We start from the raw sequence: 16,797 nt of genomic DNA on the forward strand, positions 1-16,797 counted from the left end.
CCTGCCCCCTGCCCTCAAACCCGTACCTTCGTACTTCATGCAAAAGAAAACATCAGTAATTCTCCTGACTTGTCATTTCACCTTGCGAAAGCTGATTGCAGACAATTGACGATCGCCATACATTATTCTGACCCAAGTCCTCATTGACCAGATTAACTTTTTAGGATCATCAGTTTCATTATGCCCAGTTCCAAAATCTTAGCCCAATCTTTCGACTATTATGGAGTTTACCCCTGCCCAGTCTGTCGAATAGGTAAGATTTCTCACATGCCATTGATGGAAGCGATGGCTTGTGATTTTTGTCAAGAGATTTTTACAGTCAACTTAGAAATCCAGCAAATCAAGATGCCTTCTAGACAACCACCATTAACTTGGCGTTGGAATGGGTTTAGTTGGACAGAAGGCCAGTTAGAAGGTGTGGAGTTAGGTTGGGGTTATGGACTAGCGGCAGCAGTTTTTGTAATTCTTCCCACTACTTTAATTGGCATAGTAGCTTACTATTTTCCTGCTGACCTCAAGGAACCCATTACTTGGACACCATATATTTGGACAGTATTGACCTTTTTATCACATTTATCAATTATTGTTTGGATTGTTATTGAAATTTATCAAATTCCAGTTGCAGCATATTTAAGAGCGATCGCTCGATGGAGAAATCGGGAGATGGAGAGATGAGGAAGCAGGGGAGTGGCAAAAGATGCAGCGAATACATGGCTCCATCACTCATAATTAAGTTGATTGTCCACCAAAATATCGTATGAGCGATCTGGAGCGGTACTATAGAATTTTGGAATTAGAGCCTGGGGCAACACTTGAAGAAGTGAACCAGGCTTACAAAGATTTAGTCTTTGTTTGGCATCCCGATCGCATTCCCAAAGAAAATCTCCGTTTACAGCAGAAAGCACAAGACAAGCTGAAAGCCATAAATGAAGCTCGTGAAAAATTGCGCTCTTTAAAAACCAAACATCAAACCATATCTAATTCACCTTCACCTTCACCTTCACCGTCATATCAACAGCAAACATCACCTCAAAAAACCCAGCCACCACCGAAGCAAAACTCAGACTTGAGTGGTAAAGACTATAGTCGGGCAAATTTGAGCAACAAAGACTTATCTGGCAGAAATCTGAGTTATGCCAACTTGAGCGGTGCTAATCTCAGCGACACTTTTATGCACAAAGTCAACCTCAGAGGGGCGAATTTATCTGAAGCAAATTTATTTCGGGCAAACCTCCTTTTAGCGGATCTCAGGGAGGCGAATTTACGTGGTGCTAATTTAATTGGTGCGGATCTCAGTGGAACTGACTTACGAGGAGCGGACTTAACAGGAGCGCGGATTCGTTCTGGTGAGCGCCTTTTGGTTAAATTAATTGGCGCTAACTTAGCTGGGGCAATTATGCCTGATGGGGAAATTTATCAATAACCGAGGTTGCACTACGATACAGAGTCAGGTAGCACAGGTGTGCTACCCAATTTTTTTGAGTATAAAAGACCAAAACACTTGTAGAGACGGCGATTTATCGCGTCTCAAAAACCCAAAATTTTTGCAAGTAGCCCTTAACCCAAGCGTATTAGTATAAGTACCTAAGTTGACACGCATAAGTAATGCTGTGCCCTTGCCTGGCGGTTAAATCATTAATTGCGATCGCCTAGTCAATTTTACGGGAACACAATATAAAATCTTTAGTCATTAAGCAAGTACAGATTAAATATCCAAGGCTTAACTAAGAAGTTAGAAGTCAAAAATTAGAATTAATTAGAGAAAAAATATCGCTAATTGTAGACTGCTAAATATTTTATTTAGTGAGGTAAGGTGTTGATTTTTATTCAGCAGTTATACATTAATTACGTATTTACTCTAAATTAGAACACTGAATTTAATTTAGATACTTCTATAAGTAATTCAGTTTAATTCTAGTTACCTAAATTTCAATATGCAGATGTAGCTTCGGTAAGTTAAACAGCTAACTTTTCGATAGTTTTGAGATGTCTATTATGGCTTTAACAGTCTATATTTCGGCTTCTTTGAGCAGATTGTCTAGTTTGCAAATTTATACTTGCCCTATTAATGCGTTGATTATTTAACCGGAAATAAGTTTGCTTTAGATTCTTTATATATCAAGAGTCTATCAGCTTGTCATAAGTTATACATGGGCTTTGCCTCCCATTTAAATATGGTCGATACTGATTTTTTTAACGATCAGTTTTCCGGAATCAGCCGCAACAAATTTGGAGCTAACACTATCCAAATACTCAAAACAGGTGAGTTATGAATAATCAAAATTTCAAGACAACATCTATCAACTTTATCAAATCTTTTCTAGCTGCGGCTACACTGATAACAGCTTCCGTCGGCCCTGCTTTTGCTAACGACAAAGTGGAAATTGTAGGTGCAGAATATGGTGGTAATGGCTGCCCTGAAGGATCTGCTAGTGTAAGTGTCAGCCCCGATGGTCAAGAGCTAAGTATTCTATTTGATAAGTTTATAGCTGTAGGGAATAAAGCAGAAGAAAGACGCAAAAACTGTAACTTAAGTATTCCAATCAAAGTCCCCCAAGGCTTTCAAATTTCCCTCTACGATGCTGATTATCGGGGCTATGTTGCTCCTAGCACAATTGGCAGACTAAGAGCAGAGTACTTTTTTGCTGGTCAGCGTGGGCCTGTTTTTTCTCGGACATTTAACGGCGAAAGTGATTACAACGTTCGTGATCAATTAGTGACTGTAGCTGATGTTTGGTCACGCTGTGGTGACAGTGTAAATATGCGGGTAAATGCTGCGATGACCGCCAGTGGTCAAGGTATAGCAACTGTTGACTCCTTTGACCTCGCCCACCGAGGGTTGGTTTATCACGTCAAATATCGCCAGTGTCGTTAAGTCTTTTCAAAGCCAAGAGCAACAAACTTTTAGCTTTAAAAAAATCTAAGGCTTTGTTGGCTTGAGCAACAAGGAACCTAACACTCTGTATCGATGTTAGGTTTTCTTACATAACTCAACAAAGCCTTTTTTGCACTTAAAGCTTTCAAATCTTTTAGTACCAAGTAAGTCGGGAATCTGACCTAGCCTCATCTATTCCTACAACCAACCTGTAAAATTGAATATGATACATCAAGGCTTTTAGGCATTGTGAACTTTTTTATTGGTTGTGCTGTTTGGGCATATAAAGGTTGGGTTGGCGAACTTTACCCCCAAGGTACTCGCACCGCCGATTTTCTCAATCTCTACAGTCGTCGTTTCACCACTGTAGAAGGTAACACCACCTTTTATGCCGTGCCTAACCAACAAACAGTAACCCGTTGGGCTGCCGAAACACCAGCAGGTTTTGAATTTTGTCTAAAATTACCGCGAGATATTACCCATCAAGGGTTGCTACAACCTTATATTCCGGCGGCTTTAAAATTTCTGGAAGGGATGCGCCCTTTAGGTAAGCATCTTGGGCCAATATTTGCCCAGTTACCACCTAGTTATGCACCTGCATTACTTGAAGATTTGACTAGCTTTCTGGAAGCTTGGCCGCGCACAGATGCACCCCTAGCCCTGGAAGTTCGTCATCCCGACTGGTTCAGAGAACCCCATGCTAGTAATTTGACAGCGCTTTTGCAAAAGCTAGGTGTAGGACGGGTACTTTTAGACTCGCGCCCCATTTACACTGGAGATGATGACCCCCAGTTGCAATCAGAACGACGTAAACCCAAATTACCGTTGCAATTGAGTGTGACAGCACCTTTTACTCTGATTCGGTTTATTTCCCATCCAAATTTATCAGTGAATCAGCCGTTTATGGAAGAGTGGGTAAGGCAGATTCAGCAATGGTTACAGGCGGGAGTGCGAATTTATTTCTTTGTTCATTGTCCAATAGAAGCGCGATCGCCTAACATAGCTCGTCACTTCCAACAGCTATTAGAACAGAGTGATACACCAGTTCCACCCTTACCTTGGAATAACCTTGAGCATCCCCCCAATCAGCTGAGTTTATGGTCTTGAAAGGCAAGGCGCAAGGATCAAAGGAAATAGTCCCACAGAATGAAATTTATAACTTTTATAATATATCTAATGTTTAGTGATAAAAAAAGAGCGATAATTAGTATTTCAGTACTTTTCTGTTAATGCTTGATATTTCTTTCTTATTGACAAAAACGGCTATTACCGTTTTTGTTAAATGGTGATGAGGGTTTAGGTGATAGATAAATATATCTAAAAAGAAAAGTATTGATTTTTAATATGTAATTTAAGCATTTTTTGAAAGCAGTTACGCCAAAGGAGGTTAAGATGAGTCGTCTTCTTTATGAAAGTTCAGTCTCATACAAAGGATATCTCATCATTCCATTCGTTTTTGGGAAAGTTGATAATTACGAGATTTATTCTTATAAATTACTATCTGAAATTGGTCACAGAAGCCAATTTCATAAAGCAGAAAACCCAGTAGGAATCTATGGAAGTAGCGTTAGTAATATCGTTGACATTGCAAAAGAACATATCGATCAAAACTCAGACTTTGTGAACCAGAGAGATTTTTTTAAGTCTCGCTACATTTACCGTAACCATTTGATTATTATCTTTCAAGAAGGAGACAAATGCTTTTATGACCATTATCCACCAGAGTTATTGAATAATATTGCGGCTCCAAAATTATTCAAATCCGAATACGAATGCTTGAGTTGGATTAAACAAGGACTTGATGGGCCACAGGTGCGACAAAGAGCTATTTGAAAAAGACAGAAGTTAGGAGTTAAGAGCAAAGCAAGCTTAATATAGGACTCATATTTGATTTTTGAAAAAAATCAGTATAGCTCAAATAGGCTTTTTAACTGTTGCCTATTCCCTGTTGTCTGTTGCCTTCCTATCGCGCTTGCGCTGGGCGAACAGAAATCAAATCAGATTGCTATATCTGCTTTTTAAACGAATTTTCTGGAATAGGCTAGTGTAGTAATGTAGATTATTTACTGTAGTACATAAGGAGGACGAACTATGACTGAGTTGCTAGCAGTCCGGGTTAATTTGACCATCCCAACCCAACGGACACAAGGCACAGAGATTCTTGTTCAGTCCTCTTTCTACAGGAATGACAACTAGAATTTACAGACATTATTGTGCTGGGGGCTTCCCTGCATAGAAATGTCCTCCTCTGTGGAACCTTGTGCAAAACAAGTAGCACACATCGAGGAAACATCAATGAATTTGGATTATTTAGGCTGGAGTGACTTTTTTGCTCGCAGCTTTGAACCCTATCGCTTACAAGGATTTAGTGTTGGTAGGGTTGCGATTGAATACAGAAATACTTACACCCTTTATAGTGAAGAGGGAGAACTGTCAGCAGAAGTTGCAGGCAAATTGCGGCATCGGGCTTCCCAACCACAAGACTTTCCAGCAGTGGGAGATTGGGTTGTTATTAGTGTAAGAGAATCTGAAAGACAAGCCACCATCAACGAGATTTTACCCAGGAAAAGCAAATTCTCCCGCAAGACGGTAGGTAGTAAAACAGAAGAACAAATTGTTGCAGCTAATATTGATACAGTTTTTTTAGTCTCAGGGCTGGATGGCGATTTTAACCCTAGAAGAGTTGAACGTTATCTAATTCTGGCTTGGGAAAGTGGTGCAAATCCAGTAGTGGTGTTAAACAAAGCAGATTTGTGTAACTCTCTAGAAGAGTACTTAGCACAAGTAGAAGCAGTTGCTTTGGGTGTACCAATTGTAGTTTTAAGTGCCACCAATCATCAAGGATTAGATGGCTTAAAACCTTACCTGCAAACAGGACAAACAGTTGCTTTGTTGGGGTCTTCTGGTGTTGGTAAATCCACCATCACTAACCAACTACAAGGCACATCTGTGCAAATGGTACAACCAGTACGGCGAGGTGATGACCGAGGTAGACACACAACAACTCATCGTGAATTAATTTTGCTCTCTACTGGTGGATTAATTATTGATACGCCAGGAATGCGGGAAATCCAAATTTGGGCAAGTGACGAAGGTTTGCAAGAAACTTTTACAGATATAGAAACCTTGGCCCAAAAATGCCATTTTCGTAATTGTCAGCATAATAACGAACCCGGTTGTGTAGTCCAGCAGGCTTTGGCTGAAGGAGAACTTGATTATTCCAGGTTTCTCAGCTACCAAAAGTTGCAAAAAGAACTCGATTACCTTACCCGCAAACAAGACCAGAGGATGCAACTAGCCGAGAAAGAACGCTGGAAAAAGATTCATAAAGCCATGCGAAATCATCACAAGCGCTAATTGCACAGGTATCAACTTCAGCTAAAACTCTTTTAAAACCTCGTTTCCAGCTAGAGACTGGAAACGAGAAGCAAGAGACAATCTTTAAAAGCTTATTAGCTTTTACCTTAATTGAATCTACTTTCATGACGAATTTTAAAGTGAAAAATAACAAATTGTATTTTTTTATAAAACATTAGTTTTAAATACTTTTATCAAATATCCGAAAGTATCTAACTGTACATATTGACTATGGCAATAATTTAAATAATTGGCAACCTTTGAGCGTGTAACTTATGGCTATAAAAGATTGTAAGGATAATCTTCTATCTAGTAAATAAATAATTTGAGATTTGACAAATAAATTATTGAGATGTATGTTATGGTTTTTATAGGAATCAAAACGAGTGAAAGCACAAAAAAACTTCAAGATAATTTTGAGGCAAGCTCAAGAAAGTTTTTTTTGCTCTGGTAAGTCTACTTCAATTCGCTACATATTTCTGTAACAAAAATCTAAAACTAGATTGAGTAGGATAGTAGCCTTTGTAACAACTTGAAGTCAATCAAAATTTATCTGGGTATGAGCCAATAAGAGTTGGCTAACCTAGCTAGAACATTACCCGCCAAAGGCAATTACTCTTGGAGTCTGGGAAGAAAGACTCTTAGTACAGCCTGACAAATCCATAGAAATACAGAATATTTACAAACTTAGTTTTGTGGGAGCAAACATTTTCAACCGCGAACTAAGTTGAAGCAGTTGATGACTTTTGGAACAAAAACTCTAAGCAGAATGGTGCCATAAACCATACTGTCAAAAGTCACTTAGATATTGTCTAAGCTAAAGTGTTAGAGATTGCCTGTGCAAACATTATAGTATTGCACCTATAGCTACCACTTTTAGGCTGGAATTTATCTTGCTGCATCAATCACGAAACGATAAGCACTATTGAAGTTTTTGGCAATTTGACATCAGCAAAATCAAAGAAGTTGCAGTGACCATTTAGAGTGGATTGCAATTTGGTTGGTTGTGTGGTTCAGGGAATAAATCTGCGTTCGTTTGAATTCCTGCTGCAACCACTCTTGAGGCTTGAGCAACCATTTGGGATTCTGTTACAACAACTGACAATGCTGAAGTCAACGTTTTAAAGACTTCGTTATTAGGAGATAGAGATTTTCTATCACTTGAGCTATCGCTTTGTGGGTAAATATGTTCTGATTTTAGCTGTTTTTGTCGGGGTGCAATGTCTAGTGACAAGTTGCTACACGTTAACGCCAACAGGCTCTACTTCCCTACGTTCCAAGGGTGAATATCTCATATCAAGCTTCCGACCCATCAATTAAATCATTGTAGGAAAACACAACCATGGCTGACGAAAAGATTAGACAAATAGCTTTCTATGGTAAAGGCGGTATTGGTAAATCTACTACCTCTCAAAACACCCTTGCAGCAATGGCTGAAATGGGTCAACGCATTCTAATTGTCGGTTGCGACCCTAAAGCTGACTCTACCCGTTTGATGCTACATAGTAAAGCTCAAACAAGTGTTCTTCAATTAGCTGCTGAAAGAGGCGCTGTAGAAGATATTGAACTCGAAGAAGTAATGCTGACTGGTTTCCGTGATGTACGTTGTGTGGAGTCTGGTGGCCCTGAACCCGGTGTAGGTTGCGCTGGTCGTGGTATCATCACTGCTATCAACTTCCTAGAAGAAAACGGTGCCTACAAAGACGTTGATTTTGTAAGTTACGACGTTTTAGGTGACGTTGTGTGCGGTGGTTTTGCTATGCCTATCCGTGAAGGCAAGGCACAAGAAATCTACATCGTTACCTCTGGTGAAATGATGGCGATGTATGCAGCTAACAACATCGCTCGTGGTGTTCTCAAATATGCTCACACTGGCGGAGTGCGCTTGGGTGGTTTGATTTGTAACAGCCGTAACGTTGACCGAGAAATCGACTTAATCGAAACCTTGGCAAAACGTTTGAACACCCAAATGATTCACTACGTACCTCGTGACAACATTGTTCAACACGCAGAATTGCGTCGGATGACTGTTAACGAGTACGCACCAGATAGCAATCAAAGTAACGAATATCGGACATTGGCTACCAAGATTATCAACAACGACAAGCTTTCTGTCCCCACTCCTATTGAGATGGAAGAGTTAGAAGAGTTGTTGATTGAATTCGGTATCCTCGAAAGCGATGAAAATACCGCAATGCTTGTTGGTAAGACTGCTACTGAAGCACCAGTCAAGTAATACTAATTAAATAATGGTTTAGGGTGGGCTACTTGTCCACCCTTTTCTCATTCGTTTAAATCCCTAATAACTCAAGTTGCGGGTAATAAAATACAAATGAGGATATGGGAAATGTAGGCACAGTAAATAAGCGGTTGTACGAAATACAACTACCACAAAAGTGCAATCATGAATATTCAGTTTAGTTGAAGAGAAGGTGACATTTGTAACTTAGTCAATAAAAGCTTGTTGCAGAGTGTAGGCAAAAATAAAAGCTTGTAACTTCAGTAAAAACCCTTCATATGTTACTGCATGAATCGATTTTTGGAAACAACTCGTAACTCCGCTAAATACGGTTTCAATGTAGTGACGAATAGACTGTTTAATGTATTGAGTCCACGGTGCATCAAGACGTTTAGAGTTACTTTTTCGCATGACTTGCATCGAGATTTGACTAGTTTCAATTAAGTCATCTTCCACAGTGTAATCAAGATAGGCAGAATCGGCATAAACCTGAGTCCCAGGTGGTAAATTCAAAGGTAAAGCACTCAATCCCCGTATATCTGTCGCACTGGCTGGCATGAACACAAATTCCACTGGAATACCTGTTTTGGTAGTTAATAACTGTACTCTCACTCCATAAAAATAACGTTTCTTGGATGCGATATAACCCCGATATTCTTTCGATTGGATGAGCTTGGCATTAAAGATACGAATGTTATCACATATTGGTACGGGAAACGAGTCTAAAAGATATTCCGTATTTTCACTAATTTCTTTCAGTGCCATTCCTACTTGATGGAATAAATCGTTAATTAACATTGAGACATGATGCAATCGCCGATTAAATCGTGACTTTTCTAACATTCGTGGTATCAAATTATGATCTTTCATGTAGCTGCAAGCCTTACTATGATTACCACTAAAGTACATAGCTGCAATTATTGCCGTTGTGATAATTTCTGCATCACTCATTTCACAACGAATATCCTGATCATGTCCAATCGCCTTTAATAGGTCATCTATCACAGAATAGATCGTAACTATTTCATTTAACATATCTTCCTCCTCATTGTCTGTTTGGAGGGATTTTCTTTTTTCTCTACCCCTATGTCATCCCTCTTCCAGAGTAACTAGCAACTTGAGTTAATAGGGATTTTGATAAATTGCAATAGATGATATCTTCCCGTGACAATCACCTGTTTTCTTTCAATCCCTAATAGGGATTTTGATAAATTGCAATTTGTGGATGGTTCTCGCCCGAATTGTCTCTTTCTTTCAATCCCTAATAGGGATTTTGATAAATTGCAATTAGTCGCTCCCACCCATTGATCGCTCCCGATGCCTTTCAATCCCTAATAGGGATTTTGATAAATTGCAATGATTTTCCAATACCAAGAACCTTATGTTTAACCTTTCAATCCCTAATAGGGATTTTGATAAATTGCAATACAATAGGCTTTCCTCCCAAACAATTTGATAGCTTTCAATCCCTAATAGGGATTTTGATAAATTGCAATTAAACATAAGGTTCTTGGTATTGGAAAATCAGGAACTTTCAATCCCTAATAGGGATTTTGATAAATTGCAATGCCTAGCCAGAAGTATATATAAATCCCTAAAATCCTTTCAATCCCTAATAGGGATTTTGATAAATTGCAATGCTGGCTTCTGAAAGCTTTGCCCTATTTGGTTTTCAAGGTTCGGTTGCGCGAATGCTGAAATGATAACACGATGAATTGTGATTTGGCTAGAGGCAAATGGCTGAAAACTAGTCTCCATAGGGTGCGCGGATGGTTTAGAAATACGTAGGCGTAGCCCGCCGCCGGCATCGCTCCCCAGTTCTTGCACATAGCACAGTTCAGCCATTTTTCTAGTTACCCCTTTCCCAACACCTACCCATCCGCGCATTTAGCAAAAAAACTAATCTGATTGGAAAGCTGCCTACTTATAAATACCCTACTCGATTAGTTAGAGTGATGCCGGGGTGGGCTACATCTACAAAATACCAGCACCCCCATGATTAACTTTATTTGCCAACGTCTTCAAAGTCTGTTATCGCACAAGCAAACTCCCTAAAAGCTGTTTTAATCAAAACCTCTTTCGTTCCCCTTTCTAGCGAAGAATTACGTATCATGTCTGTTAATTCTATGAACAGTAGAGAAAACATAAAACGATCTTGCCGATCAACTTGTTTCAAGCAAGACGATATAAACTGATAAAGCTCTGTTTTTCTCGGTTTGGTTTGTTCTTCCCATATTTGTAACCCAAGCCGGAAGGTTCTTAAGCGGATCTCGTTGCTATTGAAGGACGCGTCTTTGTAGCGAACAGATACGCGTTGGGGTATTTCCATGAGTTTTAGCTATACATATTCAATGTAAAGTAGTTATTCACTTATATTTTGGCTTAACCGGAAAAATCTGGTATTTTGCACCAATCTCAACAGCCGTCATACATTAGCAACGAATGATGTGCGTGGAATCTAGACGGTTAGTAGGGGGTCGTAACTGTGCATTGATGTCAACTTCAAGTCAAAGCCAGTAAGCAGTTGCAGCCCATCCAGCTTAAACCTGGAAATGAGGTTTTAAAAGGGTTTTGGTTTCAGTAAACACTAATGACAGCCATCTACCCCTACTACGATCAATTTAGAGGATGCCCCAGAAATGGAGTAACCCTTGACCAGAAAAAGCTTCAATCAAAATCGCAGATAAAAAACCAATCATTGCAAGACGACCGTTCCAATTTTCACTTTGAGGAGTGAAGCCAAAACGCACAGCATTAGGATCTTCTGAAACAATAGGCGCAGGATTCTTAAAACCTGTCATGAGTAAAACTCCAAAGTTCAAGTGTTATAGCAGTTGTAACTGTCTGTAAAGTAATGTAACAGATGTTTAAAAAAATGCAACATTGTGTGAATAAAGAAAAGCTGAAGAAAAATCTGCTCAATGAAGAGGCAGGGGGGGAGGGGTAGGCTGAACAGGTGTAGGTATTTAACAAATGTGGCTGTAATAGGGTTTTTCCGTTGGTTGAGAACTCAAATTTTAATTTCTGATTTCCCACCCAAGAACGAAATTTCGTTATTTGAACCACGTTTAGAACTCTGTTTGAGAGTGCCCACTCATGCACAAATAAAAAACCTACACCTGTCAGCCTCCTCCTCCCTCATCTCTGGCAAAGTTAGCAACAATTCGACAACCCGCGCCCGGTTTACTGACAATTTCTAGCTGGGCATTTACTGTAGCCATTCGTTCTCGCATTCCCTGGAGTCCGTATCCGGCAACGGATTGATCGCATTCAAAGCCTTTGCCATTATCTTGGAGTATCAACGATAGCCCCGCCGCCGTTGTTTGAATTCTAATTTGAACAGCTGTGGCATTGGCGTGTTTATAAATATTGGTTAGCCCTTCCTGGATAATGCGATACACAACATGATTTACTGAATCGGAAAGCGGTTGTGACAAATCAATTTTGCAGTATGGTAAGACATCGGTGAGGTGATAAAATTCCTGTGCAAGGTTAGCGATCGCATTTTCGAGTAATTGTCCGTGGAGTGGATCGGAGCGAATTGCCGAAACTGATTCGCGTACCTCTTGCAAGGCTTCAGAACCCAATTTTTTCGCTGCTGATAAAAACGATCGCGCCCGATTAGGATCGGTTTCCCAAAGGGTTAATGCTGTTTCCATTTGCACATTTAGCGCTACGAGAGAATGTCCTAGAGAGTCGTGGATGTCACGCGCAATGCGATTGCGTTCTTCTAGCGCCACCATTTCCTCGATGCGTTGATTCAACGCTTTTTGATGATCGAGCGATCGCCTTAGTTCTGCTTCTGTCTCCTGCAAGCGCCGATTTTGCTCCTGGAGTTGCATTTGTAAGCGGCAAAGGTTGAGTTGATGCTCCATTCGAGCAACCACCTCTTCAATCTGAAAAGGTTTGTTAATAAAATCAACGCCTCCAACCGAAAAGGCTTTCACTTTATCAAATACCTCATTCAACGCACTAATAAAAATGACAGGAATCTCTTGTGTTTGAGGATTAGATTTGAGTCGCTGACATACTTCATAGCCGTTCATTCCGGGCATGGTAATATCGAGCAGAATCAAGTCTGGAGGTTGAGCTTGTATGCCAATCAACGCCATAGAACCATTGGTAACACTCCTCACTTCGTATCCTTGCTCGGTAAGCATTGCTGATAGGAGGCGAAGATTATCTAGAGTGTCATCAACTATGAGAATATCTCCCTTGGATGATTGGCTTAATTCCATACTTCTCAAAGGGCTAAGAGAGTCGTTAATTATCAAGCTAGTGGTAACTTAATGTAAATAAATTATGGATTATAAGTGATAATAAATTCCATTCATGCAACAAATCTATTGATGATATTGGTAATTTCCAAGGCACTGATAAATTTACATTTATTTATATTATTTTTTTATATCCGTTTACCTACTTAAGTTATTTTTATTGGCAGTAATTAAAAATAAATTGAGTACGTAAAAATTTTCCATTTTAATTACTTTACATAATTTTCTCACAATTTTAAATCAAGTTATAACCTTATTATTATCCGTTTTTTAGCTTGATTTTTCAAGATTGAGTAGCTAGGGCAGCGTACCAGAGTTAGCTCGGTACAAGCAAGCTATATGTAGCGTTTCTTAAAGGAGAAGGACTTAGAGGATTCTGAACTTTTTAAGAAAAAGATAAATTCAAACTCTCACAGAATAGGATGATGTATTAGTTTTCAATATTACCCAAAAGGGTAATATCATCTGAGAGAGTTAATCTTCTATAATTATGCCAAATAGAATTCATCAAAATCAAGAGGCTTCTGTGTAAATATTATTACCCCAACATTGCTGTTTAATTTCAGGAATTCGGATATGCCTTCTTTCACCCTTCAACTTTCAAAGCTTACTAAAAATGTGCAGTTGCGCCACATTCTTGTAGTGCCGTTTGTACTGCAAATTTCTCTAGCCGTAGGGCTAACTGGGTGGCTATCAATACATAATGGGCAACGAGCAGTTAATGAAGTTGCAATCCAACTCCGAAATGAAATCACAGCTCGAATCCAGCAGTACCTAAAGGTATATGTTGAAACGCCTCATAAAATCAATCAACTAAATGCTAATGCCATTAAGCTGGGTGAACTTAATATCCAAAAATTATTAACATTAGAACAACACCTTTGGTATCAACTGAAGACCTTTGACACAGTGACAGCAGTTTACTTTGGGTCAGAATATGGTGAACATGTTGCAGTTCAAAGGGCGGATGATGGTCAGTTTGAGGTGAAACTTTCAGGTAAGTCCACTGGGAATGAAATTCGGATTTACGCCGCAGACCAACCGGGACATTACACTAAATTATTAAGATCCAAGCCTAATTACGATCCTCGGACTCGTCCGTGGTATAAATCGGCAGTTAAGTCTAAGACACCTAGCTGGGGTGGAATTTATAAACTGTTTGCCACACCCAAATATGTGCTAAATGCCAGCTTGCCGATCTATGATGATGGCGGCAATCTGCTCGGCGTTACTGCTGTCGATTTTTCACTGACTGGGATTAGTCAATATCTGCGGAGTCTCAAAATCGGGCGAACGGGTGAAACTTTCATCCTAGAACGCCAAACAGGATTATTGGTTGGGAGTTCTGCCACTCAACAACCCTACGTAATTGCAAATCCGACAGCCCCAATCATAGATCAGAATCCGGTTCGAGTTCAGGCGATCGCAAGTAGTGATATTTTGACGCAACGCACTACTGAATTTTTGCAGCAACACTTTGTAGACTTAACCCAGATTACCGAAAAACAACAACTAGATTTTGACATTGAGGGTCAACGGCAATTTTTACAAATTGTACCGATGAAGCAGCAGGGATTGGACTGGCTAATCGTTGTAGTTGTCCCAGAACGGGATTTCATGGATCAAATTAATGCGAATACCCGTTCCACAATTTTACTTTGTCTATGTGCCTTTGCACTTGCAACTGGATTGGGCATTCTGACAGCCGGCTGGATTACACAGCCAATTCTCCGACTGGGAAGTACAGCCAAAGCGATCGCTGCCGGAAACTTAGACCAAAAGGTTTCAGTGAACAGTACAACCGAGTTAAACTCTTTGGCGGAGTCTTTTAACCTTATGGCCCATCAGTTGCGTGAATCCTTTTTAGCCCTAGCACGAACCAACGAAGAATTAGAAAGCCGAGTCACGCAACGCACCATAGAACTCGGTGAGAAAAATGCCCAACTTCAGAGGGAAATTCGCGTTAGCGAAGCTGCCCAAAAGAGTCGCCGAAAAGTAGAAGCAGCACTAAAAACATCCGAAGCAGAACTCCGATTAATGTTCGCTGCTATGACTGATATGGTAGTGGTTTTTGATGCAGAGGGACGTTACCAAAAGTATGTGCAAACAAAGTATGTGCTAACACAATCCTTCGCTTATAAGCCTGATATGGATCGCATTGGCAAAAAAGTTGATGAAGTTTTACCAAAAGAAATCGCCAATTTAATACTTGATGCCATTCAGCAAGCGTTGCATCTGAGAGAAGAACCCAGAAACCCAGATGGAAGTCGCAAAAATGTTTTTGTTGAATACCACTTATCAAACAAGAATCGAGAAACTTGGTTTTTAGCTAGTGTTTCGCCATTAACTGACAATACAGTACTTTGGGTGGCTCGTGATATCACCAAGCTGAAAAAAACCGAAGCCGCGCTCAAGCAAGCCAAAGAAACCGCAGATGCTGCCAACCTCGCCAAAAGCCAGTTTCTCTCTAATATGAGCCATGAACTGCGGACTCCTCTTAACATCATCCTTGGCTTTACCCAACTGCTGCTGCGAAATCGTTCGCTTAACTCACAGCAACAAGAATATCTTGATACGATCAATCGCAGTGGCGAAGACTTACTGACCTTAATCAATGATGTATTGGAAATGTCCAAAATTGAAGCAGGTCGAATTATCCTCAGCGAAACAAATTTTGATCTCTACGGGCTTTTGGATCGCTTGCAACAGATGTTTGCATTGAAAGCCCAATCGAGAGGATTAAAACTCATTTTGGAGCGATCGCCAACCATCCCCCAATACATCTGTGCCGATGAAAGTAAATTACGCCAAGTTCTAGTTAATCTATTAGGAAACGCAATTAAGTTTACGCGGATCGGTCAAGTAACCTTGCGGGTAGAAACTCCTAACCAAAACATCACACCAGATGAACCCATCACCCTGAACTTCAGCGTCGAAGATACGGGTTGCGGCATTGCTGATTCTGACTTCAATCGTCTATTTGAGCCATTTGTCCAAACAGAGGCGGGACAAAAAGCTCAGGAAGGGACTGGACTTGGATTACCCATCAGCCAGCGATTTGTGCAACTCATGGGCGGAGATATCAGGGTGAATAGCACGCTAGGAAAAGGCTCAATTTTTACCTTTGATATCCGAACTCGTGCAGTAATTATGGATACCTTGCCAACGCCTGCACCAAGTCGGCAAGTTATCGGTTTAGAAAAGGGACAACCCAGCTATCGCATTCTGATTGTTGAGGATAAACTAGAAAATCGGCAGCTTCTAGTTGAGTTGTTAACACCCGTTGGCTTTGAGGTACGGGAAGCGGTAAATGGTCAAGCTGCGATCGAACTTTGGCAAAATTGGTCGCCTCACCTAATTTGGATGGATCTACGGATGCCAATTATGAATGGATTTGAGGCAACCAAACATATTAAAGCAGCAGGCGCTCAAACCCCAATTATCATTGCATTGACCGGAAGCGCATTTGAGGAAGACCGCTTAACAGCGCTGTCCGTAGGTTTTGATGACTTTGTGCGTAAGCCATTTCGGACGAGCGTAATTTTTGAAAAGATGGCTGAATATTTGGGTGTTCGTTATGTTTATGCTGATGAACTAGAAAATCAGGAAAAAGCATCTCAGCCTTCTAACGCTTCATTCATCACACCTAAATTAACGGTTGCAGATTTAAGCGTAATGCCCAGCGACTGGATTGAGCAACTGCATCAGGCAGCACTCCGAATAAATGCTAAAGAAATTCTCATGCTGATTAAACAAATTCCTGAGCAGCACGATCATCTGATCGAGGCACTAACCAATCTCGTAGACTGCTTCTGCTTTGAAGAAATTATTGTATTAGGAAGTACCAAAAAAAGAAATAACCCAAAAAATTAGACGCGCAAAGCGCATTTTATTCATCTTTATTAGAGGTTATTTATCAAGGAAGGCAGGAGGCAGAGGGCAGGAGGCAGGAGGAAAACTGCCCGACGCTCGCGGACTCGCTCTAAGCGTAGCTATGCCGCAGGCTTTACGCTACGCTATCTGTCTCCTGCCCGTGACCGAACGCGAGT

At 40.4% G+C, this 16,797-nt stretch carries 13 protein-coding genes and 1 CRISPR repeat array; of the genes, 8 read left to right on the forward strand and 5 right to left on the reverse strand.

Annotated elements, in window-relative coordinates:
* Positions 1-180 precede the first annotated feature (180 nt).
* The 6 genes from IQ274_RS34495 to rsgA all read left to right on the forward strand — a co-directional run bounded on the left by IQ274_RS34495 (position 181) and on the right by rsgA (position 6,232).
* On the forward strand, positions 181-675 hold the full coding sequence (locus IQ274_RS34495; protein ID WP_163936261.1) for a hypothetical protein: 495 nt from the start codon (positions 181-183) through the stop codon (positions 673-675).
* 82 nt (positions 676-757) lie between these two features.
* A complete protein-coding gene (locus IQ274_RS34500; RefSeq protein ID WP_163936258.1) occupies positions 758-1,423 on the forward strand; it encodes a pentapeptide repeat-containing protein in 666 nt (221 codons plus the stop codon).
* 846 nt (positions 1,424-2,269) lie between these two features.
* Entirely contained in the window at positions 2,270-2,875 is a 606-nt protein-coding gene (locus IQ274_RS34505; RefSeq protein WP_163936255.1) for a DUF4360 domain-containing protein, read from the forward strand.
* 249 nt (positions 2,876-3,124) lie between these two features.
* On the forward strand, positions 3,125-3,982 hold the full coding sequence (locus tag IQ274_RS34510; RefSeq protein ID WP_190936459.1) for a DUF72 domain-containing protein: 858 nt from the start codon (positions 3,125-3,127) through the stop codon (positions 3,980-3,982).
* 285 nt (positions 3,983-4,267) lie between these two features.
* Positions 4,268-4,708, forward strand: a complete 441-nt coding sequence (locus IQ274_RS34515; protein WP_163936249.1) for a hypothetical protein — start codon at positions 4,268-4,270, stop codon at positions 4,706-4,708.
* A 462-nt stretch (positions 4,709-5,170) separates the two neighbouring features.
* Positions 5,171-6,232: a ribosome small subunit-dependent GTPase A gene (gene rsgA, locus IQ274_RS34520; RefSeq protein ID WP_194145008.1), complete on the forward strand. Its 1,062-nt coding sequence runs from the start codon at positions 5,171-5,173 to the stop codon at positions 6,230-6,232.
* Positions 6,233-7,211: 979 nt separating this feature from the next.
* On the opposite strand, the gene IQ274_RS34525 is transcribed toward rsgA, so the two are convergent.
* The gene (locus IQ274_RS34525; protein WP_163936243.1) at positions 7,212-7,466 is read right to left on the reverse strand and encodes a hypothetical protein; all 255 of its coding nucleotides are present in this window, start codon (positions 7,464-7,466) and stop codon (positions 7,212-7,214) included.
* A 108-nt stretch (positions 7,467-7,574) separates the two neighbouring features.
* On the opposite strand from IQ274_RS34525, the gene nifH reads away from it, so the two are divergent.
* A complete protein-coding gene (nifH, locus tag IQ274_RS34530) occupies positions 7,575-8,468 on the forward strand; it encodes a nitrogenase iron protein (RefSeq protein ID WP_163936240.1) in 894 nt (297 codons plus the stop codon).
* Positions 8,469-8,678: 210 nt separating this feature from the next.
* Here nifH and IQ274_RS34535 read toward each other — a convergent pair whose 3' ends face one another.
* The 4 genes from IQ274_RS34535 to IQ274_RS34550 form a co-directional block, all read right to left on the reverse strand.
* Positions 8,679-9,506 (reverse strand): IS982 family transposase, encoded by an 828-nt coding sequence (locus tag IQ274_RS34535; RefSeq protein WP_194145009.1) that lies wholly within the window; start codon positions 9,504-9,506, stop codon positions 8,679-8,681.
* A 147-nt stretch (positions 9,507-9,653) separates the two neighbouring features.
* Positions 9,654-10,110: a CRISPR direct-repeat array (repeat unit 37 nt; unit sequence CTTTCAATCCCTAATAGGGATTTTGATAAATTGCAAT).
* Positions 10,111-10,476: 366 nt separating this feature from the next.
* Positions 10,477-10,800, reverse strand: coding sequence for a hypothetical protein (locus IQ274_RS34540; RefSeq protein ID WP_114080697.1), 324 nt, complete (start codon positions 10,798-10,800; stop codon positions 10,477-10,479).
* A 292-nt stretch (positions 10,801-11,092) separates the two neighbouring features.
* Positions 11,093-11,272, reverse strand: coding sequence for a chlorophyll a/b-binding protein (locus tag IQ274_RS34545; protein WP_012407782.1), 180 nt, complete (start codon positions 11,270-11,272; stop codon positions 11,093-11,095).
* 321 nt (positions 11,273-11,593) lie between these two features.
* Positions 11,594-12,709 (reverse strand): response regulator, encoded by a 1,116-nt coding sequence (locus tag IQ274_RS34550; RefSeq protein WP_194145010.1) that lies wholly within the window; start codon positions 12,707-12,709, stop codon positions 11,594-11,596.
* A gap of 615 nt (positions 12,710-13,324) precedes the next feature.
* On the opposite strand from IQ274_RS34550, the gene IQ274_RS34555 reads away from it, so the two are divergent.
* Positions 13,325-16,621, forward strand: a complete 3,297-nt coding sequence (locus IQ274_RS34555) for an ATP-binding protein (RefSeq protein ID WP_194145011.1) — start codon at positions 13,325-13,327, stop codon at positions 16,619-16,621.
* Positions 16,622-16,797 lie beyond the last annotated feature (176 nt).

Source organism: Nostoc sp. LEGE 12447 (genome assembly GCF_015206985.1).
Classification (GTDB): domain Bacteria; phylum Cyanobacteriota; class Cyanobacteriia; order Cyanobacteriales; family Nostocaceae; genus Nostoc.

What these genes read in the sequence shown, in the direction of transcription:
- IQ274_RS34505 (WP_163936255.1), top strand. Translation starts at nt 2,270, where the DNA reads ATGAATAATCAAAATTTCAAGACAACATCTATCAACTTTATCAAATCT.
- IQ274_RS34540 (WP_114080697.1), bottom strand. Translation starts at nt 10,800, where the DNA reads ATGGAAATACCCCAACGCGTATCTGTTCGCTACAAAGACGCGTCCTTC.
- IQ274_RS34515 (WP_163936249.1), top strand. Translation starts at nt 4,268, where the DNA reads ATGAGTCGTCTTCTTTATGAAAGTTCAGTCTCATACAAAGGATATCTC.
- rsgA (WP_194145008.1), top strand. Translation starts at nt 5,171, where the DNA reads ATGAATTTGGATTATTTAGGCTGGAGTGACTTTTTTGCTCGCAGCTTT.
- IQ274_RS34550 (WP_194145010.1), bottom strand. Translation starts at nt 12,709, where the DNA reads ATGGAATTAAGCCAATCATCCAAGGGAGATATTCTCATAGTTGATGAC.
- IQ274_RS34545 (WP_012407782.1), bottom strand. Translation starts at nt 11,272, where the DNA reads ATGACAGGTTTTAAGAATCCTGCGCCTATTGTTTCAGAAGATCCTAAT.
- IQ274_RS34555 (WP_194145011.1), top strand. Translation starts at nt 13,325, where the DNA reads ATGCCTTCTTTCACCCTTCAACTTTCAAAGCTTACTAAAAATGTGCAG.
- IQ274_RS34500 (WP_163936258.1), top strand. Translation starts at nt 758, where the DNA reads ATGAGCGATCTGGAGCGGTACTATAGAATTTTGGAATTAGAGCCTGGG.
- nifH (WP_163936240.1), top strand. Translation starts at nt 7,575, where the DNA reads ATGGCTGACGAAAAGATTAGACAAATAGCTTTCTATGGTAAAGGCGGT.
- IQ274_RS34495 (WP_163936261.1), top strand. Translation starts at nt 181, where the DNA reads ATGCCCAGTTCCAAAATCTTAGCCCAATCTTTCGACTATTATGGAGTT.
- IQ274_RS34535 (WP_194145009.1), bottom strand. Translation starts at nt 9,506, where the DNA reads ATGTTAAATGAAATAGTTACGATCTATTCTGTGATAGATGACCTATTA.